Raw genomic sequence first — 23486 nt, forward strand, 5'->3', positions numbered from 1 at the left:
CCTCTACCAGCGCCGTTCAAAGCGCCGACGCAACAGGATTGCGCCAACATTCATGACGATGAGGAACATCAGCAGGATGATGATAGCGCCGGATGTTCTTTCAACAAAGGCACGTTCTGCTTCGTTCGCCCACATGTAAATCTGCACCGGCAGGGCCGTGGATGGGTCCATGGGTGTTGTCGGATAGTTCGTAACGAAGGCAACCATGCCGATCAGAAGCAATGGTGCGGTTTCACCAAGGGCATGCGCCAGGCCGATGATGGTGCCGGTCAAAATACCGGGCATGGCCAGCGGCAGAACATGGTGGAAAATCGTCTGCATCTTGGATGCGCCGAGGCCAAGAGCCGCGGCACGGATGGAGGGCGGTACAGCCTTCAGCGCCGCACGGGTGGCGATGATGATGGTTGGCAGCGTCATCAGGGTCAACACCAGACCGCCAACCAGAGAGGCCGAGCGCGGGAAGCCCATGAAGTTGATGAAGACCGACAGACCAAGCAGACCGTAAACAATCGACGGAACAGCCGCCAGGTTGTTGATGTTGACCTCGATGAGATCCGTCAGGCGGTTCTTTGGCGCAAACTCTTCCAGATAGATGGAGGCTGCGACACCGATGGGCAGAGACAGGACCAGCACGATCAGCATCATATAGAACGAGCCGATGAGAGCCACGCCAACGCCCGAGGCTTCCGGACGGCTGGATGCGCCGTTGAAGAAGATGCCGGTGTTGAACTGCTTGGCAATCTGGCCAGCATCGGACAATTGCTTGACCCATGCGAGTTGCTGATCGGATATGCGGCGGTTTTCTTCATTCACGCTCAGATCGACCTGACCCTTGAAGGCGCTGTCGAGATCGCCCGATGCCAGAAGGGAAACCGTGCGTGTGGTGCCGATGATAGCAGGATCGGCAACAACAACGTCACGAAGCTGAACGCGGATACCATCCGAAATCATCGCAGACACACCGCGCAGAGCCGTGCGGTCATCCAGCGAGACGCCGAGTGCCTTGGCCACCGCATTGCGGGCGATGAGCGGATAGTTGGCAGTAACGAGCTTGGCTGGGTTCTGGGCACGCACGTTATCCGGATCGATGATCTTTTCAGAGAACTCGACAGGGACGGTGATCATGGTCTGCTGGAACGCTGTGTAGCCTTTGCCCACGACGGACCAGAGGAGAAGAAACAGGAACAGCAGGCCGAAGGTGATGGCTGCGAGACCGTAGGTGCGGAAGCGGCGCTCGGAGGCGTAGCGGCGTTTGATGCCGATATCGCGCCGGACCTTCTTCGTTGCGGCTGGGGCAATGGTGCCCGGAGTAACGACGTCGGTCATTCGTACTGCTCCCGGTATTTGCGCACAATATAGAGCGCGTAGATATTGAGGCAAAGCGTGATGGCAAAGAGGGTGATGCCAAGCGCAAAGGCAACCAGTGTCTGTGGCGAGGTGAACTCAAGGTCACCCGTCAACTGGCTGACGATCTTGACGGTGACGGTGGTCATCGGCTCGAACGGGTTGAGTTGCAGGCGTGCTGCCACACCTGCGGCCAGCACCACGATCATGGTTTCACCGATGGCACGCGAGGCCGTCATCAGGATCGCGCCGACGATGCCTGGAAGGGCTGCCGGAAGGATGACCTTCTTGACGGTTTCGGAGCGGGTGGCACCCAGACCGAGTGAACCGTCACGCATGGTGCGTGGGACGGCGGTGATGATGTCATCCGACAGCGACGAAACGTAAGGGATCAACATGATGCCCATGACGAAGCCGGCGGTGATGACGCTCTGCGCCTGGATGAAGTTCGTGTAGTCGCCGGTCGCCAGTCCGTTGATCTGCGAGGAAATATCGCGCAGGAACGGGCCAACGGTTGTCAGCGCGAAGAAGCCGTAAACGATGGTCGGGATACCCGCCAGCACTTCCAGCAGCGGCTTTGCAACCGAGCGGAAACGAGGGCTGGCATATTCGGCCATGTAGATGGCGGAAAACAGACCGACCGGAACGGCAACCAGCATGGCGACGAAGCCGATATAGAGGGTGCCTGCCAGAAGCGGGATGAGGCCGAACTGACCTGCGCTATCGGTGGAACCGGCAGCGGCAAAACGTGGATCCCATACCGTTCCGAAGAAGAACTGGTGGGCGGGCACCATGTTGAAGAACTGAATGGCTTCCGTCAGCATCGACAGGACAATGCCGATGGTGGTGAGAATGGCGATGGACGATGCCAGCACCAGAGCCGCAAGAATGACCTTTTCGACATTGTTGCGCGCTCTGAAGCGTGGCGCAATACCGCGCATGGCATAGAGCGCACCACCGATGGCCGCGACGAGAACGACCAGAACCATTCCGACCTGGCTTGTGGCGGACATGGTGTTCAGCGTTTCAGCAGCTTCGACCATGTAAGGCTGCGGGTCTCCGGCAATGGCGACACCCTTGGAGCCCAGCAACGGCCGCAATGTGGCCGGATCAGCCTTGGCAGCAGCAAACTCTTCCGGTGTCAGACGCTCAAGGCCACGCGCAATCGAGCCGACCATGCCGTAATTGAGGCTCTGCTGAGCCTCAGACTGCGCCTGAATATCCTCTGGAAACGAGGCCCGCACCGCAGAGGTGATGACCAGAGGGCTGACAATCAGCCAAAGCGCCAGAATGAAGGCCGCAGGAAGAACGGCCCAGACGAGAACATAAGAGCCGTGATAACCCGGCCGGGAATGCATTTTTGTGGTGCTTGCGCCCACCATTGCGACTGCGCGACGTGTGCCAAGCAAATAGCTGGCTATGCCGATCAGCGCCAATATCAGTAAAAGAATGGATGTGTTCATGGAGACTTTCCTCGGCGCATCAGAAAAGGGGATGCGGTATCAGGCAGCTTTGTTATTTGCACATCGGATCGTCCGAAGACCGGGCTGACCTCTCAGTCATCGGGCTTCGCGACAGGCGGCGTAGTCCCCCTGCTCGGCTTCGGCTTCCAGATTGATAGATCCTATTCATCGGGTCGTATGAACATCCGGTAAATAGGACCTGTCAGCCCATGAGCGCCTTGGCAGACAGATAGATGGGAGGCGCGGCATCACTGCCGCGCCTCCCGTCCGGATTACATGACCTTACCGGTTTCGAACTGGGCACGGATTTCCTTGCGCTCTGCTTCAGGAGCAGCAACCAGGCCGTAGTTGGACAGCGGAGAGTCTGGGCCGATCATCTCGTCGGAAACGAAGAACTCAACATATTCCTTCAGGCCAGGAATAACGCCGAGATGCGCCTTCTTGACGTAGAAGAACAGCGGGCGAGACACAGGGTACTTGCCGCTTGCAACGGTTTCCGTGGAAGGAACAACGCCGCTGACGGTTGCGACCTTCAGCTTGTCCATGTTGTTTTCATAGAATGCGAGGCCGAATACGCCGAGGCCGGTCTTGTTGGCAGCGATGCGTGCCAGCGTTTCCGTGTAGTCGCCGTCGATATCGACAGCAGCGCCGTCTTTACGAACTGCAACGCACTTGGAAGCAGCCTGCTTGGCGTCTGCAACGAGACCCTTGATCGCGTCGGTCGCACCAGCTTCCTTGCAGCCATCAGCCATGATCTTCTCTTCGAAGACTTCGCGTGTGCCGTGCTTGGAACCAGGAATGTAAGCAGCAATCGCTACGTCTGGCAGTTCCTTGTTAACTTCCGACCACTTCTTGTAAGGGTTGGCAACGAGCTTGCCGTCTTTCACGATTTCAGCAGCCAGACCAAGGTAGAGGTCCTTTGGCTCAAGCTTGACGTCCTTGTTGGACTTGTCCATCGCAAATACGATGCCGTCATAACCGATCTTGACTTCCTGAACGTCGGTGACGCCAGCTGCCTTGCACGCTGCAAGTTCGTCAGCCTTGATCTTGCGCGAAGCGTTTGCAACGTCGATGGTGCCTTCACCAACGCCAGAGCAGAATGCCTTCAGACCACCGCCTGTGCCGCCGGACTCAACAACTGGAGCCTTAAAATCAGGGAATGTTTCAGCGAAAGATTCAGCAACGATCTTTGCGTAAGGCAGAACGGTGGACGAACCGGCTACCTGGATCTGGTCGCGAGCAGCGGCAGCGCCTGCAAAGGCAACCGAAGCTACCAGGGCTGCTGCGGACAATTTTACGATATTCATGTGACTCTCCCGTAGGGTGCCCGCGGTGGGCTTTTGTGAACGCTGCCGGCAGAGTTTTACCCTATCACCCAAACTGGGCTACCCCGGCGGCTTCTTCATAACTAGTCTTGCCTCACCCTTTTATGTCATTTCGGTGAAGTATTTGTGACAATCTAGTTCTTTGATTTTAAATGGATTTTTTGATTTCCTACGGGAGGAGGAAATCCTTTATGTCAAAATCTGACGGTGAAGTCCGTTCCCACTTCCATTTCCGAGCGGATAATGAGACGGGCGCGGTGTCTTGTTAGAATATGCTTGACGATGGCGAGCCCCAGACCGGTCCCTTTTTTGGAGCGGCTGTCGGCAACGCTGACCCTGTAGAACCGCTCGGTCAGGCGCGGAACATGCTCTGCGGGAATACCGGGGCCCTTGTCCAGAACGCTGACCTCGATAGGCTTGCCAGCCAAGGCCTTCAGGTGCACGTCGACCACCTTGCCTTCCTGACCGTATTTGCAGGCATTCTCGACCAGGTTCTGGAACACCTGCACCAGCTCATCCCGATCCCCCGTTACCTCGACCTTCTCATCCGTGACATGGAGATTGATCGTGACATCGAGGTCTTCGGCAAGCGGCAGAAGCGCATCCCGAACGTGGCCCAGAAGCGGCACCAGATCGACCTTTTGATCCGGCGCGATATTGGCGCGCAGTTCCAGCCGCGACAGCGACATGAGGTCATCAACCAACCGGCTCATGCGGGTTGCCTGATCCAGCATGATGCCGAGGAACCGCTCACGCGCCTTGGGATCATCGCGCGCCGGACCCTGCATGGTCTCAATAAAGCCGCGCAGGGACGCAAGCGGAGTGCGCAACTCATGGCTGGCATTGGCGACGAAATCGCTGCGCATGCGGTCAATGCGGCGCGTTTCAGAAACATCGCGAAAGGACAGGATGTAAAGGGAGGTTGCCGCCTCATCTTCAAGGATGGCAGGCGCGATGCGGACGATGAAGACGCGCTCGGACGGCAGGCGCTCGGAATGTTCGGTCTGGTTCGCCTCGCCCGTCGCAATGGCTTCTCTGATGACGTCCAGCAGCCCGGGAGAACGCATGCGGCCAGAAATATGCGATCCCGCCGGGAGCGTACCAAATGCGCGCTCGGCAGCCGCATTTTCGAAGAGAACGCTGGCATTTCGATCCAGAATGAAAACCGGCATATCAAGCGCGGCGAGCCCCGAACGCACACCTGCAATCCGGCTTTGCGCAACGTCCTCATCGTCATCCACCGTCTGGGAGGCCTGCGCCTTCACATCCAGCGAAGGGCGGGCGTTGACGGTGAGAATGGCGACAACGGCTGCGGCCCACAGGACGGCTGGAACAACGGGAGACAGCAACTCGAGTGACGCGACGACGGCCAGCATGGAGACGACCAGAATGGGCAACCAGCTGTGGCGAAGCTGGCTCAGATATTGTCTGGCGCTGCGTTCACTCCCTATCATCTCCATTCACCCTATGCCTTCCCTAGCCAAATCGCCGATCGAACTCTTCTATCCCTCTTTCATGACAGAGATTCATCACTATGTCTTTTCCCACAGTTTGATATCCATGTGTGGTGGAGGCTCAGCGCGATGAGCTCTTGTCATGCGATCTTTCATGCGACGTGAACGACAGGTCGGCAACGACTGCACCCAAAGGGAGCCAGAATGAGCGAAAACGCCAAGGACCGCTCCGTTGAACTTCAGATCAACGGAAAAACCCGCATCTTCAACATCGATGATCCGGTTCTGCCGGACTGGGTGGAAGAGGCCAAGCTAACAGCTGGCGGCTTTCCCTATGACAAGAAGATGAACCGCGAAGAATATGACAAGACGCTGGAAGCGCTGCAGATCGAGCTGGTCAAGGTGCAGCACTGGTTGCAGGCGACCGGCACCCGCGTCATGTCCGTTTTCGAAGGCCGTGATGCGGCGGGAAAAGGCGGCGTCATCTCGGTCATCATGGAGTATCTCAATCCCCGCGCCGCCCGCATTGTGGCCCTGACCAAGCCGACAGAAACCGAGCGTGGGCAATGGTATTTCCAGCGCTACATCTCGCATTTTCCAACGGCTGGCGAGTTCGTGATGTTCGACCGCTCCTGGTATAACCGGGCTGGTGTCGAGCCGATCATGGGGTTCTGTACGCCGGAAGAGCACAAGCGATTTCTGAAGGAAGCGCCGCGCCTTGAAAAGATGATCGTTCATGAAGGCACGCATCTGTTCAAGTTCTGGCTGGACACCGGCCGCGAAACCCAGCTCGACCGTTTTCATGATCGTCGTCACAGCCCGCTGAAAGCCTGGAAACTGTCCGATATGGACATTGCGGCGCTGACCAAGTGGGACGACTACACCGCCATGCGTGACCTGATGCTGGAAAAGACCCACAACGACGAAGCGCCATGGACCGTGATCCGCGCCAATGACAAGCGCCGCGCCCGCATCAATCTTATCAAGCACATTCTGAAATCACTGGATTATGAAGGCAAGGACAAGAAGGTGATCGGTGATATCGATCCGAAGATCCTTGGCTCAGGACCTGATTTTCTGAAGTGAGAAGCTGCAAGCGTGGTGTGAGATCCCCTCTTCCTTCACAGGCCGCAACCCGGCCTGTGACGCGGAAGTCCTGATCATTCGCCCGGCAGGATCCGCGCCGAATAGAGGTTGACCGGGCGTCCGTTGCCATCAACATCGCTGTTGATGATGATGCGGCCAGCGCTGCTGGGCGCCAATGTGCGGTCGAATGTGACATTGATCAGCATATCGGCCCGCTCCGGCGTTGCAGTGAAACGGTGGCGCGCGCAATTTCCAAGGCTTCCGAAATCGCAGCTGATGGAGAGCTGGGTCTGCCGGTCGCTGGAGGATTGCAAGGTCACGGCGATGGTCGAGGACTTGCCTGCCATTTCGCGCAACACCTCTGGCGGAACGGTGATCCCCACATTGCCATCGGCTTCCGATACACGTGAGGTCAGGCGTATCGCTTTTCCGGCAGCGGTGGAAATTGGCTCGACAACGGCGAGGGATCCCGCCTGAAGGCCCTGATTGCCTCGCTCGGCATTGAATACCTCTTCCCAGGCATCGGAAAAGCCACGACCCGCCTCCCGGTTCTGCGGCGGAGCCTCTGGCGCACCGGTGAAATCTTCCGATTGCACTTCCGGCGGCGGGTTGGGCACGCCGGTGTCACGCTCTGCCGGGCTCAGCAAGATGCCTGAACTGTAGATCCACCATGCGCCGAAGCCGAGAAACGCGAGCAGCGTGAAATAAATGAACAGCCGCGCAACCACGCCCTTCTTGCGGCGGGCCTTGGCCGCCCGCTCTGGCGTAAACGACAGGGAAGCGGCGTCTTCGGTGCGGGTGGAGCGCGCATCTGGTGCGGTCACACCGCGTTCGGCATGAAAATCATCGATGCTGGGGCTCGGGATGGCCCTTGTATCAGGCGTGTCATCCAGCCGCTCTGCGCGCAGTCGCGGCTCAACCGGCAACGCATCGTTTTCCTCAACCACGTCGTCAAGATTTGCCACCTGCGGCGCTGCTCTTGCCGCTGGCGGAACAGCGGGTGCCGGTGCGCGTGCCGTTTCCCTCCGCACATGATCTTCCACCACGCTCAGCAGCCGGTTTCGCTCTTCGTTTTCAATGGCGTGAACAAGCACCTCCAGCCGCTGGCGCTGCTGCGCCACGACTTCCGGGTCATCTATGCCTTGCTTGCGCAGCCCTGCTTCCAGCGCCTGGCGTGAGGATTGGTAAATCCGTGCCCGAACCTCGGCGCTCGATCGGTCCGATTTTTCAAGGGCATTTCTGATTGCCGTTTCCAGTCCGCTCACTATCGGTCCTTTTCTTGCCATCCGAAAGGCTTTTGCGGCATAGCGCCATTGTTTACGATTCGGTAACGTCTCGCTTGCCCATCCGCAAGAGAAGTATTTGGCAAATGTCAGAATGTCGTGGGAAAACATGGCTGAAAGCCACAGCAATTTGCCAGTTTGAGCAATCGGGCTTGCCTTAGGCTTTGCAACCAATTGCTCATCCAAGGAATGCTGGAGCCACTGAGCCGCCTTCAACACCCAGACAGACCAGCCGCTTTTTTCGCTTTTCAATGCTGCTTCGCTCCGCTACATCTTACGTGCGCGTAAACGTCACACATGGGGGAGGAAGCATGCTGCCGTCTATACTCAAGGACAATCTTCGACTGCCGGTCGTTGCGTCGCCGCTGTTCATCATTTCCCACCCGGAATTGACGCTGGCGCAGTGCAAGGCAGGCGTTGTTGGCTCATTTCCGGCGCTGAATGCGCGCCCTGAGAGCCAGCTGGACGAATGGCTTGCCATGATGACGGAAGATCTTGCCGCCTATAATGCAGCCAACCCGGAAAAACCGGCCGCACCTTTTGCGGTCAATCAGATCGTTCATATGTCGAACAAGCGGCTGGAGCATGATCTGGGCCTCTGCGTGAAATACAAAGTGCCGATCGTCATCTCCTCGCTCGGTGCCGTGCCGGAAGTCAATGCCGCGATCCATTCCTATGGCGGCATCGTGCTGCATGATGTCATCAACAACCGCCACGCCAATTCCGCCATCCGCAAGGGTGCCGACGGGCTGATCGCAGTCGCAACCGGCGCAGGCGGCCATGCGGGCACCCTCTCGCCCTTCGCGCTGGTTCAGGAAATCCGTGAATGGTTTGACGGCCCCCTGCTTCTGGCGGGCGCCATCGCCAATGGCGGCGCAATTCTGGCGGCACAGGCCATGGGCGCTGACATGGCCTATATTGGCTCCCCCTTCATCGCCACGACGGAAGCGCGGGCAAGCGAGGCGTATAAGCAAGCCATCGTAGATGCCTATGCCAATGACATCGTCTATTCCAACTATTTCACCGGCATTCATGGCAACTACATGAAAGCCTCCATCATTGCCGCAGGCATGGACCCGGACGATCTGCCCGTGGCCGACCCTTCAAAGATGGATTTTGGAGCCGCAACCAGCGGCGCGAAGGCATGGAAAGACATCTGGGGCGCAGGCCAGGGCGTCGGCGCCGTCAAGGCCGTCGAACCCGTCTCAGCCTTGGTCGATCGTCTGGCCGGAGAATACGCCGCAGCCAAGGCACGGATTTGCGGGTAGATCAAAAAGAAGGAATGGGGGCCGATGGATTTTTACCGCAAGCCCCATTCAAGACTTGAAATCCATCCGCAATGCCTGTATCAGCCCGCCATATCAACCGCACCGACAAATCTCGGCAGCCGGTAAGCCGCTTTAGCTCAGGTGGTAGAGCACATCATTCGTAATGATGGGGTCGCAGGTTCGAGTCCTGCAAGCGGCACCACTACTTCCAAAAGTCCCTTATTTCACGTTTCAATGGATTGTCATCTTGCGGTAAGTTCCCCGAAAATTGGCGGAATTGCAGCCTGCACGAGCACGTGGACTCCGGCAGCGTTGGCTAGGTGCGGGCATAACTTTTACAAAACAGCCGAAGAAGCGCTGAACGGGCCTCGAAGGTCGGTCAGATTCTTATCTGTAGTTGGTGGCCTAATCGGCGCAATTAAAGGCTATGATGCGAAACCTGGATCTCTTCGCCGTATTCGAGTGCACAAGATCATCTGATCTTAAGCGATTGCTATGCAAGAATGAGGTGTTGCTTTCCGTTGATTTTATCAAGGCAGTCAACGCGGCAACGTTACATCAGATGGGCGTGATCCGATGCCGCTCGTTGTGCAGACTTCTTAAAACCGATTGGGATATAGGTTTGGTAGTCAGCGACGTCGCACGAGGAGATGCAAAAGCTCGCAAAATCGCAAAACTTGCTTCTCAGCTTGAGCGAGCAAACCGCACCCACATTCATATGTTCTACCGAGACGAAGGTCCAGAATGGTGGGCTTTCCAATTTTCTTTGCACGACTTAGGCGCAACGGAACGAGCTCAGCACTGGGATCGACCACATATTCACCTAACCACATGGCTGTCGCATCCCCTAAGAACAAAAGAATGGTTGATAGGGATTATGCAAGATACCGAAAACCCAAATTTTCCTCATGATCACCATGTGCCTTTTGAGGGGGACATAGGGCAAGAAATGAGGTTTTTTTAGTTGTAAACACGACTACTGCGGCTGGACCGTTGTCCTCGGGATCAAAGTCCCGTCCTGGCTTTGTGGTGAGAGTTGCCTGTCGCCGTTGAGGAAAGCGATGCTGAGCACGATGCCAACCAGCACGCACAGCAGCGCTACGAAAATCAGGCCTGATCTGTCTATGGGCTTCTTCTTCATGGTTCGCTAACATAAGCGTGAATGTGAAGATGATGGGGCGGAAAACACGTTTCTTTAAAGTCTGACATATTTGGTTATGAAAGCGTAAAGGCACGCCATTGGCGTGCCTTTGTTTGTTAAGCTTTGCTGTGCGTCGCAAATGCGATCAGATAATGCCGCCGCTGCCGCCTTTGGTCTCTGGGCGCTCAGTTGCGACCTTGGCGCGGTAGCCGCTGGCGCGGTAGGTGGCGACGGGGTCGATTGCGCCGCCTGCACGTCTGCGCGCCTCGGCCAAAATAGCCTCGACATCGGTGCGATAGGCGCGTTTCAGCGTGTCGGATGCCATCAGTGCGTCATTGTCCTGCTGGTGGCCATCCAGAGCAACGCGGTCCACCAGAAGTGCCTGCGCATAGGCGCGGCGGATTTCGTTGACGCTGGAGATGAGGCTTTCAATCGGGTCCGTCACATTGTGCGACTGGTCGATCATGTGGGCCGGGTGGAAGCCTTTGACGCCGCGATGGTCTGCATCGACAAGCTCGTTGAAGACGAGGAACAGGCGGTAGGGATCAATCGAGCCCGCATCCAGATCATCATCGCCATATTTGCTATCATTGAAATGGAAGCCGCCGAGCTTGCCGAACTGAATGAGGCGGGCGACGATCATTTCGATGTTGGTGTTAGGCGCATGGTGGCCGAGATCCACGAGGCAGAAGGCCTTGTCGCCCAGCGTGTTGGCGATGAGGTAGTTCGTGCCCCAATCCTGCACCACAGTCGAATAGAAGGCTGGCTCATACATCTTGTGTTCGGAAAAGATGCGCCAGTCATCCGGCAGCGCCTTGTAGATATCGCCCATGGCGGAGAGATACCGCTCGAAGCTCTTGGTGAAATTGCTCTGCCCGGGGAAATTGGAGCCATCGCCCACCCACACCGTCAGCGCCTTGGAGCCAAGCGCTGCGCCAATTTCGATACACTCGATGTTGTGCTCCACGGCCTGCGCCCGCGTTGCGGCATCGGCATGGCTGAGGGAGCCGTATTTGTAGGAATGCGGCTGGTCCGGCGCATCTGAAAACGTATTGGAGTTCATCGCATCGAAGCCGAGACCCAAAGCATCGGCATGGGCTTTGAGTACCTTTGGGTCCTGTTTGTCCCAGGGAATGTGCAGGGACACATTGGGGGTTGCCGTCGTCAGCTGGTTGATGACGGCGCAATCGTCCAGCTTGTCGAAAATGCCGCGCGGCTCACCCTTGCCAGGAAAACGGGCAAAGCGCGTGCCGCCGGTGCCCACACCCCAGGAGGGGACGGCCACGAAGAATTTCGACACCTGCTCGGTGATGGCTTCAATATCGATATTGCGGCGCGCCAGATGCTCGCCCAGCGCATCGAAGTCTGAGCCGTGGGCGGCTTGGCGCTTTTCGTTCTCGCGCTCGACAATATCCGCGGCAATCTTCAGTTCAACCATGTCTTCCTCCCGGTCCACGTCCCCCATTTGAAACCAATCCGGCGTTTCCCACGTTATGTGGGCAGCAACAAACAGACGGGATATTCAATCGTGGACGTAATTCGTATTATTCTTGCCATCTTCCTGCCGCCGGTCGGCGTGTTTCTTCAGGTTGGCCTTGGCCTGCATTTCTGGCTCAATATCCTGCTGACACTCTGCGGTTATATCCCCGGCATCATTCACGCCATCTGGGTTATCCTGCGCAAGTAAGCCTATTTTCACCCGCACTTAGCGGGTGAAACTTTGCGCATTGCCAGCATCGACATTGATGATGTTGCCTGTCGACTTGGCCGAGGCATCCGATGTGAGGAAGTAGATCGCTTCTGCTATATCCTCCGGGAAAACGTTCAGCTTCAGCATGGAGCGATTGCGATAATGCTCCTCGAGATCGGTCACTTCGATCTTCGAGGATGCAGCCCGCTGCTCCCGCCACTGGCCATTCCAGATTTTCGAACCACGCAGAACCGCGTCGGGATTGACCGTGTTGACGCGGATGCCAGCGTCCGCTCCCTCCAGCGCAAGACAACGCGCCAGATGGATTTCGGCTGCCTTTGCCGTGCAATAGGCAGAGGCGTTGGGCGATGAGGCCAGGCCGTTCTTCGATGCTACAAAGACCACGTTGCCGCCGAGCTTTTGACGACGGAACAGCCGGAAGGCTTCCCGAGACACGAGGAAATAGCCGGTCGCCAGAATGTCGATATTCTTGTTCCACATGGCAAGCGTGGTGTCTTCCACAGGCGCAGACGAGGCAATGCCGGCATTGGAAACGAGAATATCGACGCCGCCGAATTCGACGCTGGCCTCGGCAAAGGCTGACAGCACCGCGTCTTCCTTGGTCACGTCAAGCTTGACTGTGCGAACGGCATCCGCGCTGAACCGTTTTTCGAAATCGCCTTTGGTGGCTTCCAAAGCGGCTTCGTCAATATCGGCCAGCACCACGCAGGCACCTTCATTCGCCAGACGTTCAGCCGTCGCACGACCAATGCCACCGGCACCGCCGGTGATGAAGGCGACCCGGCCAGCCAAGCTTTTCGGCTTTGGCATGCGCTGAAGCTTTGCCTCTTCCAAAAGCCAGTATTCGATATCGAAGGCTTCCTGCTCCCGCAGGCCCTGATACTCGGACGCTGCAGAAGCGCCGCGCATCACATTGATGGCGTTGACGTAGAATTCACCGGCAATGCGCGCTGTCGCCTTATCCTTGGCAAAGGACAGCAGGCCGACGCCGGGAATGAGGAAAATCACCGGGTTGGGGTCGCGTATTCTAGGCGAGTTATCGTGCTTGCAGGCCTCGTAATACCTGACGTAATCGGCGCGGTAGTCTGCAAGCGCCTGATCAAGACCGGCGAGCAGCGCATCCACATCGGGTTTTGCCGTATCGAGATCGAGGATCAGCGGGCGGATCTTGGTGCGCAGAAAATGGTCAGGGCAGGATGTGCCGAGCGCCCCGAGCGGCTTCAAGTCCTTGGAATTGACGAATTCCAGCACGGCATCCTGATCATCGAAATGGCCGAGCTTGCGCTCATCACGACCGATACGGCCACGAATTTCCGGCATCAGGCGGGCAGCGATGGCCCGGCGTTCGTCTGAAGGAAGGCTTTTGGCAACCGCGCCACCGAAAATTACCTTGCCCTGGGTTTCAGCTGTAAACCAGGTGATAGCCTTGTTGATGATCTCAAGTGTCAGCTCGTAGCAGGCCTTGGCATCATCATCCCAGGTAAACAGGCCATGGCTTTCCAGCACCACGCCCTTGGCGGTGGGGTTGGCCTTGACGAAGGCTTCGAGGTCCAGACCCAGCTGGAAGCCGGGGCGGCGCCATGGCAGCCAGCCAATATCGGACCCAAAAATCTGTTGCGTCAGCTCTTTCGAATTCTTTGAGGCGGCAATGGCGATGATCGCATCCGGGTGCATGTGATCGACATGGGCAAACGGCACGAAACCGTGCAGGGGCGTATCGATGGAAGCGGCGCGCGGGTTGAGATTGAAGGTGCAGTGGGGGAGGAAACCGACCATGCGGTCTTCGTCTTCGACACCCTTATAGATGGTTTTCAGCGCTTCCAGCTTGTCGAGGTAAAGCGTGGAAAAGCCATCCAGCTTGATGGTGCCGACATCTCCGCCAGAACCCTTGACCCACATGACGCGGACTTTTTCGCCCGTCAGCGGGTCAATTTCCAGCACCTTGGCCGAGGTGTTGCCGCCGCCGTAATTGGTGATGCGCTTGTCTCCACCCAAAAGATTGGAGCGATAGAGCAGCTTGCCCGGCTCATCGAGTGTTGCCGCATAGGCATCATCCCAGCGGTTTTCGAGAAGACCCGTCTGGCCCATCGCAATATCCTCCCATGTCGTTTATCGCAGACCTTGAACACCGGCCCGCCTCCCAATGCAGGCAGGTATCGCGCATTCAAAACGACAATGTCAATCATAAACGATCATATATTTTCATGCTGCATCGCACCATTGTTTATTTTGATCGAACTTGATTGACAACATCAGATCTTTACGAATAACTGACCATCAGGAGGACCCCATGCACGAAAGCGAACGCCATCGCATCATCTTGAGCGCCATACAGGAAAAGCCTGTTGTGACGGTGCAGGATATTGCCGAATTGACGGACGCTTCCGAAGCGACGATCCGGCGCGATATCGCCTCCCTGCATGTTCAGGGAAAGTTGCGGCGGGTGCGGGGCGGGGCGGAAGCGGTTCATCCGCCACAGCTTGGCAATCTGGCCGCACGGCCGTTTCGCGTGTCGGAATCGGTCAATATCGACAAGAAGCGATCAATCGCGCGCAAGGCGGTGGATCTCTGTGAAGAAGGCGACGCCATTATCATCAATGGTGGCACCACGACCTTCCAGATGGTGCATTACATGTCGGCGCGCCGTTTGCAGGTCATGACGAATTCCTTCGCCATTGCCGAGCATCTGGTCAAGCATTCCAAGTGCAATGTCAGCGTTCCCGGCGGCGCGATCTATCGCGACCAGAGCCTAATCCTGTCACCGTTCGAGAATGATGCGATCCGCAATTTTTATGCGCGTAGAATTTTCATCGGCGCGCAGGGTGTGGGCGCGCTCGGCATCATGGAGTCGGATGCGCTGGTTATTCAGAGCGAACAGAAATTGATGCGGCAGGCGGAAGAGCTGATCGTGATGATCGACTCCTCCAAATTCCGCAAACGCTCAAGCCTTATTCTCTGCCCCCTGGAAAACGTGTCAACCATCATTACGGATGAGGGCATTACCGACGAGGCAGCGCGGATGGTTGAGGCGGCGGGCGTGACGTTAATCGTGGTCGGACCGGCAGCGGCCGCGCAGACGCGACCGCCAGACGAGGAGGATTCCGCCTCGGTTGCTTGAGGAGCACCGCGGCGGAGAATGATGTTCAATCGGGAGGAGAACCAACATGAAACTGTCACGTAGAAAATTGAGCCAGGCACTGGCACTCAGTGTCGCCATCGGCGTCGCCGGTTTTGGCGGCATGGCGCAGGCGAAAGATATCAAGATCGCGCTTGTCGTGAAATCGCTCGGCAACGGCTTCTTTGAAGCCGCCAACAAGGGCGCGCAGGAAGCGGCCAAGGAACTGGGTGGCGTCGAAATCATCTATACCGGCCCGACCACGACCACAGCCGAAGGTCAGATCGAGGTCATCAATTCGCTGATCGCGCAGGGCGTGGATGCCATCGCCATTTCCGCCAACGATCCGGATGCGGTTGTGCCAGCGCTCAAAAAAGCAGCCCAGCGCGGCATCAAGGTTATCTCCTGGGATAGCGGTGTTGCACCGGCAGGCCGCATTCTCCAGCTCAACCCATCTTCCAACGCGCTGATCGGCAAGATGTGCCTGCAGCTTGCAGCAGCCCATCTGGATGGCGGCAAGGGCGACTTCGCCATTCTGTCTGCCACCACGACATCCACGAACCAGAACATCTGGATCGACGAGATGAAAAAGCAGCTGAAGGACTTCCCTGGCCTCAACCTCGTCACCACTGTTTATGGCGATGACCTTGCCGACAAGAGCTACCGCGAAGCTCAGGGTCTTCTGACCTCGCAGCCGAACGTGAAGGTCATCGTGGCACCGACGACTGTTGGCGTGCTGGCTGCATCGCAGGCCGTGAAGGATGCGGGCAAGATCGGCAAGGTCTTCGTGACAGGCCTTGGCCTTCCTTCTGAAATGGCTGGCGCCATCAAGTCGGGTGCGACCAAGGAATTCGCCATCTGGAACCCGATCGACCTCGGCTATTCCGCAACCCAGATCGCCTATCGCCTCGTCAAGGGTGAAGCAGACGGCAAGGCGGGTTCGGAAATCGCAGCCGGACGCATGGGCAAGATCAAGGTTGGCGAAAACAACGAAGCCGCCATGGCTGATCCGTTTGTCTACAACTCGTCCAATATCGATCAGTTCTCGAAGATTTTCTGATCTTTGAGGTTTTACCCGACGGCTATCGTCGTCGGGTTTTCAGACAGACATCACACCCTAGACGTCATCCTCGGGCTTGTCCCGAGGATCTAACGAACCCCGACATCGAACGTGGTTAGATCCTCGGGACAAGCCCGAGGATGACGTCGAGGGTATGGGCCGCCCCTGCTCCACAATGAGCGTTCGGAATTCTGACAATGACAATGGCTGTAGAGAAAATCACCGACGCGACCGCGCCACACGCACAGGCTATGGGAAGTTCAGCTCCTATCCTCGAAATGCGGGGCATCAGTCAGATTTTTCCGGGTGTCAAAGCACTGGATGGCGTCAATATCCGGCTCTACCCCGGCAAGGTCACAGCTCTGATCGGTGAAAACGGCGCGGGGAAATCGACGCTGGTTAAAATCCTCACCGGCATTTACCGTCCCAATGAGGGTGAAATCCTGCTGGATGGTCAGCCCGTGACGTTTCAAAGCGCGCAGGACGCCATTGATGCCGGTGTGACCGCCATCCATCAGGAAACCGTGCTGTTTGACGAGCTTTCCGTGGGTGAGAACATATTCCTCGGCCACGCGCCAAAGGGGCGCTTCGGGCTGATCGACTGGAAAACCATCAACGATAGATCCCGCGCGCTTCTGGAGCGGCTGGAAAGCAAAATCGATCCGACCATCCGGCTAAAAGACCTCTCCATCGCGCAGCGCCATCTGGTCGCGATTGCGCGGGCGCTGTCTGTTGAGGCCCGCATCGTCATCATGGACGAGCCGACGGCGGCCCTCTCGCGCAAAGAGATCGATGATCTGTTCCGCATTGTCGAGAACCTGAAGCGACAGGGCAAGGCGATCCTGTTCATCAGCCACAAATTCGATGAGGTCTACGAAATCGCCGAAAGCTATGCCGTGTTCCGAGATGGGAAAATGGTCGGTTCGGGTGATCTCAAGGAAACGCCGCAGGACGAAATCGTGCGGCTGATGGTGGGCCGCGATGTGAAGGATGCTTTTCCCAAGCAGGCGGTCAATATCGGGTCCACCACGCTTTCTGTGCAACGCTACTGCCATGACACCGAGTTCCGCGACATTTCTTTCGATCTGCGCAAGGGCGAAATTTTGGGGCTCTATGGCCTGATTGGCGCGGGGCGTTCGGAGCTTTGCCAGTCGCTGTTCGGCATCACCCGACCCGCATCCGGCACCTTGACCCTTGATGGCCAGCAAATTTCCATCCGCAGCGCGCAGGATGCGATTGCGGCCGGCATCGTCTATGTGCCGGAAGAGCGCGGACGGCACGGGCTGGCGCTTGATCTGCCGATCTATCAGAACATGTCGCTGCCATCGCTGGCGCGCACATCGCGCAAGGGGTTTCTGGCTGCTGCCAACGAGTTTGCGCTGGCCCGCAAATATGCCGCGCGTCTGGATCTGCGCGCTGCTGCCCTGTCGGTTCCGGTCGGCACACTCTCGGGCGGCAACCAGCAGAAAGTCGTCATCGGCAAATGGCTCGCCACCCAGCCCAAGGTCATCATTCTGGACGAGCCGACCAAGGGCATCGATATCGGCTCCAAGGCCGCTGTCCACGGTTTCATCAGCGAACTGGCCGCTGAGGGACTGTCGATCATCATGATTTCATCCGAGCTGCCGGAAATTCTGGGCATGTCGGACCGCGCCATCGTCATGCGCGAGGGCTTGATGGCGGGCATGTTCGAACGAGCGGATTTTTCAGCCGAAAAGCTGGTGCGCGCTGCCACGGGCAATGCGTGAGAGGACCAACGCCATGAAAAGACTATTGAAAAACCGTGAATGGCTGCTGGCAGGCATCATCATCGCCCTGATCGCAGGCTTCTCCATGCGCTCCCCCGGCTTCGAGGGGCCCGGAAATCTCGTCAATATCTTCAATGACACATCCATCCTCATCATTCTGGCACTGGGCCAGATGGCGGTGATCCTGACAAAATCCATCGATCTTTCAGTCGCCGCCAACCTTGCCTTTACCGGCATGGCCGTGGCCATGACCAATGCCGCCTTTCCCTCGATACCCCTGCCCTTCCTCATTGCCATGGCCGTGGTCATCGGCGCGTTTTTGGGATCAATCAACGGCATTCTCGTCTGGTGGCTGGGCCTGCCCTCCATCGTGGTCACCTTGGGAACGCTCACCATCTATCGCGGCATGGCCTTTGTTCTCTCAGGTGGCGCATGGATCAATGCGCATCAGATGTCACCCACATTTCTCAATGTTCCACGCACACCCGTTCTCGGCATGCCCATCCTCTCCTGGGTGGCGGTCCTCATCATCGCGGGCGCCTGGCTGGTTTTGACCCGCACATCCTTCGGGCGCTCAGCCTACGCATCCGGCGGCAATCCCGGTGCGGCTATTTATGCGGGCATCGATGTGGGCCGCACGCGGTTTCTGGCCTTTGTTCTCTCGGGCGCACTGGCTGGGCTTGCAAGCTATCTCTGGGTCTCGCGTTACGCCGTGGCCTATGTGGATATCGCATCCGGCTTTGAGCTGGATAGCGTCGCGGCGAACGTCATCGGCGGCATATCGATTGCCGGTGGCATCGGCTCGGTTGCAGGCGCTGTGCTGGGCGCATTGTTTCTGGGCGTCATCAAGAATGCATTGCCCGTCATCGGCATCTCGCCCTTTGCGCAAATGGCAATTTCTGGCGTCGTCATCGTGCTTGCCGTGGTCTTCAACGCCCGCGCCGAAGCCAAGAAAGGCCGCATCATTCTGCGCGACAGGGCGGCAAGCGATACCGCCAAGGAGGCCAAGGCATGAGCATGACCGCACCGGAGACACAAACGCCGCGCGTCATTCCAGATAAGCTCGGCACGCCGTTCAAGCGCATCATGGCCAGCTGGGAAGTGCTGCTCTTGGGTGTGGCGATCCTGATCTTCATCGTCAACTCCTTCGCATCGCCTTACTTTCTCGATGCCTATAACCTCTCGGACGCCACCTTCAACTTTACCGAAAAGGCGTTGATCGCATTCGCCATGGCGCTTTTGATCATCGCCGGTGAGATCGATCTTTCGGTCGCCGCCATCATCGCGCTTGCCTCCACCGTCATGGGTTATGCGGTGCAGATGGGCGTCGGCACACCGGGCCTTGTCGCGCTCGGCATCGGCACCGGCCTTGCCTGCGGTGCGTTCAACGGCTTTCTGGTAGCGGGTTTGCGGCTGCCGTCCATCGTCGTCACCATCGGCACGATGAGCCTGTTTCGCGGCATTTCCTATCTGGTGCTGGGCGATCAGGCCTTTGGCAAATATCCTGAGGATTTTGCCTTCTTCGGCCAGGGTTACGTCGTCTGGGTCATCTCCTTCGAATTCGTGCTGTTCGTCGTCATGGCTGTCATCTTCGCCATTCTGCTGCATGCCACGAATTTCGGCCGTCAGGTCTTCGTCATCGGCACTAACCCTTTTGCAGCGCGCTTTTCCGGCATTCCGGTGGAGCGGGTTAAGTTCATCCTCTTCCTGCTTACAGGGTTGATGAGCGGCATCGCCGCCGTTTGCCTCACCTCGCGCCTCGGCTCCACCCGCCCTTCCATCGCGCAAGGGTGGGAATTGGAAGTCGTGACGATGGTGGTTCTCGGCGGCGTGTCCATTCTCGGCGGCTCCGGCACTATTGGCGGCGTGGTCATTGCGGCCTTCGTCATGGGCCTCGTCACCTTCGGGCTTGGCCTTTTGAACGTGCCCGGCATCGTCATGTCCATCTTCGTCGGCCTGCTTCTCATCATCACCATCGCCATTCCCATCGTCGTGCGCCGCCTGCGGGCCATGAGGTAGACCCATGCCAGAGTTTGAAAAACACGCCTTCAAGATGAAGCTCTTTCCCGGCATGGAGGCCGAGTACCGCAAACGCCATGACGAAATCTGGCCGGAGCTGGTCACACTTCTGCAAGAGGCTGGTGTGAGCGATTATTCGATCCACCTCGATCCTGAAACCAACATTCTGTTCGGCGTTCTGACCCGCCCGAAGAACCACGGCATGGCAGCCTTGCCGGACCATCCTGTCATGAAGAAGTGGTGGGCGCATATGGCGGACATTATGGAAAGTAATCCGGACAATTCACCCGTCGCCCGCGACCTCGTCACGCTGTTTCACCTGCCATGAGCGAGGCAATCCGCAATGTCGCCGTCATCGACATCGGCAAGACCCACGCCAAGCTCATCGTGGTGGATGGCGAGACCGGCGAGGAAATCGCATCCCGCCGCATCGCCAACCGGGTCCTCTCCGCCCCGCCCTACCCGCATTACGATATTGAAGCCCTGTGGGCCTTCATCCTTGCGGGTCTCTCGGCATTTCGGGAGACACCCGGCTATCAGGCCATTTCCATCACCACCCACGGCGCATCTATGGCGCTTTTGAACGCGCACGGCGATCTTGCCTTGCCGGTTCTGGATTATGAACACGCCTATCCCGCCGATATACAAACGGCCTATGCGGCGCTTCGCCCACCCTTTGAAGAAACATTTTCGCCTGCCCTTCCCATCGGCCTGAATGCCGGGGCGCAACTGCATTATCAAAAGACGGCCTTTGCGGACGCTTTCGAAACCGTCACCGATATCCTCACCTACCCGCAATATTGGGCCTATCGCCTCACCGGCATCAAGGCCAATGAGGCGACATCGCTTGGCTGCCACACCGACCTCTGGCAACCTGGCAAAGCCGCGTTCTCCAGCCTGCCGGAAAAGCTTGGAATTGCCGGATTGCTGGCACCCGTCCGCTCCGCTTTCGATGCTCTCGGTCCGGTTCAGCCGCAGATTGCGGTTGAAATCGGCATCGATGCAGACATACAAGTCTATTGCGGCCTGCATGACAGCAACGCATCGCTGCTGCCGCATCTCATGGCGCGCAAGGGTCCATTTTCCGTCGTTTCTACGGGAACATGGGTGATCTGTTTCGGCGTTGGTGCGCCGCTGGAAACTTTGGACGCGGCACGCGATACGCTGGTCAATGTCGATGCGTTCGGAAAGCCCGTGCACTCGGCCCGCTTCATGGGCGGGCGCGAATTCGAGATGTTGACGGCGGGCATTGCAGCCCTTGAACCCTCAGAGCTTCAGACCGCGCTCGACACGGTCCTGAAGGATGACGTGTTTTATCTCCCCAATGCCGTCGAGGGTTCGGGCCCCTTCCCCGGCATGAAGGGGCGCTGGCACAAAGAGCCGCGCAGCGATGCCGAACGCTTCGTTGCGGCCTCGCTCTATGCTGCGATGATGACGGCGAGTTGCCTCTCGCTGATCGGGCCATCCGAGACGATCATCCTTGAAGGCCCATTTGCCGGGAATGTGCATTATACTGCGGCCTTGGCGGCGATCACCGGGGCCGAACTTCTGGTTAGTGATGGCAACAGCCCATCGGGCACGGCGCTGGGTGCGGCATTGCTGGCGACACGTCATGCGCCTCGCCAGTCCTATCACAGGGTCGAACCACTCCCGGGTTTGGAAACCTATCACCAGAAGTGGCGTGACCTGACCGTTGACGCTTATGCGACAGCCCGAACCAGCGCATAGCCGCCGACTGCTGCTGCACCGGTCAAAACCGTACCCCAGATGATATCGACAACGCACATTTTCCAGGACCAGCCCTTCAGCGTCGAAAGATTGGTCATGTCGTAGGTGCCGTAGCCGATGAAGCCCAGGATGGCACCTGCAACAAGTGCAGACTGCCAGTCTCCACCTGATACGGCTGGCATCACGGCGAAATAGACGATACCGGCGATATAGAAGAGATAGAAAATTCCGGCGGCGGCGAAGTTGGGTTTTGCCAGCATCAGCGAGCCGATTTCGCGTCTGTAAAAGCCGATTGCGAGCTTCGACAGCCACAGAAAATCAAAGCCGAAGAAGACGATGGCCGTGCCGATATAAGCGATGAGATAATCCATCATCCGCCCCCCTTAAATACCCAGAACCGGCTGCAACAGCCGAACCACCCAGCTTTTGAATTTCAGCGGCGCATCGGTTACGGCAAGACAGATGCAGTCTTCGCCCTCACCCGCCACAGGTTGATGCATCAGATCCTCATCTGCTTCTTCAAAATCACCGCGACGGAATACGTCGTTGCCATCCTTGAAGTAACCGGAGAGCACAACCGTCAGCTCCCGTCCGCCATGGGTATGTTCCGGCACCGGCTTTCCGGCTGGTATGCGCAAAAGCCGCACATTGGCTTCCCCATCCCGGGTGCGGATCGGGAAATGATAGGCGCCGGGGCCTAGCTGTTTCCATTTCAGCTTGTCCACATCACCGCCTGCGTATGACCGCAGGGGTTCGGGCAGGATGGCGTCGTCCGTCTTGGGTGCCACGGCTTTGGCGGGTGACGGCGTCACATTTGCGCTCAATAGCCCGCGTATCTTCTCCCAGTCAGCATCGACACTGCGGTCAGCCGGCTCAATCGCAGTCAGCAATGCGCCGCCGGTCATTTCCATGGCTTCGAGCCTCTGGCGGCTCTCGGGGCACAGCGCCAGATGGGTGGAAACCGCAAGGCTCCAGCTTTCGCCCAGACTTCCGGATGCGTAATCCATCAGCAGTTCATCGCTCACTTGATGCCGTACACTCATGTGCGTGACTCCAGAGCTGCGCGCAGTTTGGCAAAGGCAAGCCGGATGCGCGATTTAACCGTTCCGATCGGCAGGCCGAGCTGCTCGGCGATGGTGCTGTGGGATGCCTCGTCAAAAAAGGAGCGTTTGAGCAGATCCAGCTGCTCTTTCGGCAGTTGCGCCAGCGCCCGGTGCAGGCGCTGCGCATCCTGAACCTCTTCCAGCTGGGTGTCGGCGGCAGGCGCGTCCTCTTTGACGAAAGCCGGGTCGTTAATGTCGAATTCCGGGCGCTTGTCCTTGCGGTGCGCATCAATTCTCAGGTTTCGGGCTATTCTGAAAATCCAGGCGGAGACATTTCCCCGCGTCGGGTCGAAAAGGGCGGCCTTGTTCCAGACCGTCATCATGGTTTCCTGCATCAGTTCCTCAGCGGCCTGCGCGTCACGCACCTGCCGTAACATGTAAATCCGCACGCGAGGTCCGTAATAACGAAACAGCACTTCGAACGCTTCGACGCTGCGCTCGGTGGCGACAGCTTTGATAAGGCTCGGACACTGGCTTTCAATATTGTTGGTGGCGATATCATTCATGCGGATCGGCTTCACTCCGCTTCCATGCAGTTTACCCACGCCCGATTTGCTTGCGGGACGACTTATAGTTTGGCACGTGGGGCCTATCAAGGAAACGCTTAATGTCATGAAATCGATTACGCCAGGGGCTGA

22 protein-coding genes and 1 tRNA gene are annotated in these 23486 nt (G+C 57.7%); 12 read left to right on the forward strand and 11 right to left on the reverse strand.

What is annotated here, in order from left to right:
• Window positions 1-3: 3 nt before the first annotated feature.
• The 4 genes from pstA to phoR form a co-directional block, all read right to left on the reverse strand.
• Window positions 4-1326 (reverse strand): phosphate ABC transporter permease PstA, encoded by a 1323-nt coding sequence (gene pstA / locus IFT53_RS03360; protein ID WP_042617908.1) that lies wholly within the window; start codon window positions 1324-1326, stop codon window positions 4-6.
• On the reverse strand, window positions 1323-2807 hold the full coding sequence (gene pstC / locus IFT53_RS03365; RefSeq protein WP_042617907.1) for a phosphate ABC transporter permease subunit PstC: 1485 nt from the start codon (window positions 2805-2807) through the stop codon (window positions 1323-1325). The genes pstA and pstC overlap by 4 nt, the downstream gene beginning before the upstream one ends.
• A 272-nt stretch (window positions 2808-3079) precedes the next feature.
• Window positions 3080-4114 carry a substrate-binding domain-containing protein gene (locus IFT53_RS03370; protein ID WP_042617906.1) on the reverse strand — a complete coding sequence of 345 codons (1035 nt, stop codon included), beginning with the start codon at window positions 4112-4114 and terminating at the stop codon, window positions 3080-3082.
• 212 nt (window positions 4115-4326) lie between these two features.
• Window positions 4327-5586 carry a phosphate regulon sensor histidine kinase PhoR gene (gene phoR, locus IFT53_RS03375; protein ID WP_446737653.1) on the reverse strand — a complete coding sequence of 420 codons (1260 nt, stop codon included), beginning with the start codon at window positions 5584-5586 and terminating at the stop codon, window positions 4327-4329.
• Window positions 5587-5790: 204 nt separating this feature from the next.
• Between phoR and ppk2 the strand changes: the two genes are divergently transcribed.
• A complete protein-coding gene (gene ppk2, locus IFT53_RS03380; RefSeq protein WP_192063346.1) occupies window positions 5791-6672 on the forward strand; it encodes a polyphosphate kinase 2 in 882 nt (293 codons plus the stop codon).
• Between the two features lie 74 nt (window positions 6673-6746).
• On the opposite strand, the gene IFT53_RS03385 is transcribed toward ppk2, so the two are convergent.
• Window positions 6747-7937 carry a hypothetical protein gene (locus tag IFT53_RS03385; protein ID WP_192063345.1) on the reverse strand — a complete coding sequence of 397 codons (1191 nt, stop codon included), beginning with the start codon at window positions 7935-7937 and terminating at the stop codon, window positions 6747-6749.
• 329 nt (window positions 7938-8266) lie between these two features.
• Between IFT53_RS03385 and IFT53_RS03390 the strand changes: the two genes are divergently transcribed.
• The 3 genes from IFT53_RS03390 (at window position 8267) to IFT53_RS03400 (ending at window position 10187) form a co-directional block, all read left to right on the forward strand.
• Entirely contained in the window at window positions 8267-9223 is a 957-nt protein-coding gene (locus IFT53_RS03390; protein WP_192063344.1) for an NAD(P)H-dependent flavin oxidoreductase, read from the forward strand.
• A 126-nt stretch (window positions 9224-9349) separates the two neighbouring features.
• Window positions 9350-9425, forward strand: a tRNA-Thr gene (locus tag IFT53_RS03395).
• A 309-nt stretch (window positions 9426-9734) separates the two neighbouring features.
• Window positions 9735-10187 (forward strand): hypothetical protein, encoded by a 453-nt coding sequence (locus IFT53_RS03400; protein WP_192063343.1) that lies wholly within the window; start codon window positions 9735-9737, stop codon window positions 10185-10187.
• Window positions 10188-10199: 12 nt separating this feature from the next.
• On the opposite strand, the gene IFT53_RS03405 is transcribed toward IFT53_RS03400, so the two are convergent.
• Entirely contained in the window at window positions 10200-10364 is a 165-nt protein-coding gene (locus IFT53_RS03405; RefSeq protein ID WP_192063342.1) for a hypothetical protein, read from the reverse strand.
• A 145-nt stretch (window positions 10365-10509) separates the two neighbouring features.
• A complete protein-coding gene (rhaI, locus tag IFT53_RS03410) occupies window positions 10510-11802 on the reverse strand; it encodes an L-rhamnose catabolism isomerase (RefSeq protein ID WP_192063341.1) in 1293 nt (430 codons plus the stop codon).
• A 90-nt stretch (window positions 11803-11892) separates the two neighbouring features.
• Between rhaI and IFT53_RS23680 the strand changes: the two genes are divergently transcribed.
• Window positions 11893-12051 carry a YqaE/Pmp3 family membrane protein gene (locus tag IFT53_RS23680; protein WP_042618061.1) on the forward strand — a complete coding sequence of 53 codons (159 nt, stop codon included), beginning with the start codon at window positions 11893-11895 and terminating at the stop codon, window positions 12049-12051.
• An 18-nt stretch (window positions 12052-12069) separates the two neighbouring features.
• Here IFT53_RS23680 and IFT53_RS03420 read toward each other — a convergent pair whose 3' ends face one another.
• A complete protein-coding gene (locus tag IFT53_RS03420; protein WP_192063340.1) occupies window positions 12070-14163 on the reverse strand; it encodes a bifunctional rhamnulose-1-phosphate aldolase/short-chain dehydrogenase in 2094 nt (697 codons plus the stop codon).
• A 202-nt stretch (window positions 14164-14365) separates the two neighbouring features.
• Here IFT53_RS03420 and IFT53_RS03425 point away from each other — a divergent pair, with 202 nt between their 5' ends.
• The 7 genes from IFT53_RS03425 to IFT53_RS03455 all read left to right on the forward strand — a co-directional run bounded on the left by IFT53_RS03425 (window position 14366) and on the right by IFT53_RS03455 (window position 21745).
• Complete coding sequence (locus IFT53_RS03425) at window positions 14366-15193, forward strand: DeoR/GlpR family DNA-binding transcription regulator (RefSeq protein WP_192063339.1); 828 nt, start codon at window positions 14366-14368, stop codon at window positions 15191-15193.
• A 46-nt stretch (window positions 15194-15239) separates the two neighbouring features.
• The gene (rhaS, locus tag IFT53_RS03430; protein ID WP_042617898.1) at window positions 15240-16250 is read left to right on the forward strand and encodes a rhamnose ABC transporter substrate-binding protein; all 1011 of its coding nucleotides are present in this window, start codon (window positions 15240-15242) and stop codon (window positions 16248-16250) included.
• 251 nt (window positions 16251-16501) lie between these two features.
• On the forward strand, window positions 16502-17998 hold the full coding sequence (locus IFT53_RS03435; RefSeq protein WP_192063837.1) for a sugar ABC transporter ATP-binding protein: 1497 nt from the start codon (window positions 16502-16504) through the stop codon (window positions 17996-17998).
• Between the two features lie 13 nt (window positions 17999-18011).
• Window positions 18012-19013, forward strand: coding sequence for an ABC transporter permease (locus tag IFT53_RS03440; protein WP_192063338.1), 1002 nt, complete (start codon window positions 18012-18014; stop codon window positions 19011-19013).
• 2 nt (window positions 19014-19015) lie between these two features.
• A complete protein-coding gene (locus IFT53_RS03445; RefSeq protein WP_162196026.1) occupies window positions 19016-20017 on the forward strand; it encodes an ABC transporter permease in 1002 nt (333 codons plus the stop codon).
• A gap of 4 nt (window positions 20018-20021) precedes the next feature.
• Window positions 20022-20345 carry an L-rhamnose mutarotase gene (gene rhaM, locus IFT53_RS03450; RefSeq protein WP_192063337.1) on the forward strand — a complete coding sequence of 108 codons (324 nt, stop codon included), beginning with the start codon at window positions 20022-20024 and terminating at the stop codon, window positions 20343-20345.
• Window positions 20342-21745 (forward strand): FGGY-family carbohydrate kinase, encoded by a 1404-nt coding sequence (locus IFT53_RS03455; protein WP_192063336.1) that lies wholly within the window; start codon window positions 20342-20344, stop codon window positions 21743-21745. The genes rhaM and IFT53_RS03455 overlap by 4 nt, the downstream gene beginning before the upstream one ends.
• Here the strand turns inward: IFT53_RS03455 and IFT53_RS03460 are convergent.
• From IFT53_RS03460 to IFT53_RS03470, 3 genes are read right to left on the reverse strand one after another with little or no spacing between them, the layout of a single operon-like run.
• Entirely contained in the window at window positions 21718-22116 is a 399-nt protein-coding gene (locus IFT53_RS03460) for a DUF2177 family protein (RefSeq protein WP_192063836.1), read from the reverse strand. The two genes, IFT53_RS03455 and IFT53_RS03460, sit on opposite strands and share 28 nt — an antisense overlap.
• A gap of 12 nt (window positions 22117-22128) precedes the next feature.
• Window positions 22129-22788, reverse strand: a complete 660-nt coding sequence (locus IFT53_RS03465; RefSeq protein ID WP_192063335.1) for a ChrR family anti-sigma-E factor — start codon at window positions 22786-22788, stop codon at window positions 22129-22131.
• A complete protein-coding gene (locus tag IFT53_RS03470; RefSeq protein WP_342365780.1) occupies window positions 22785-23393 on the reverse strand; it encodes a sigma-70 family RNA polymerase sigma factor in 609 nt (202 codons plus the stop codon). Before IFT53_RS03470 ends, IFT53_RS03465 begins: the two co-directional genes overlap by 4 nt.
• Between the last annotated feature and the right edge of the window lie 93 nt (window positions 23394-23486).

This window comes from Rhizobium sp. CFBP 13644, from assembly GCF_014842165.1.
In the GTDB taxonomy this organism is placed as follows: Bacteria; Pseudomonadota; Alphaproteobacteria; order Rhizobiales; family Rhizobiaceae; genus Agrobacterium; species Agrobacterium tumefaciens_C.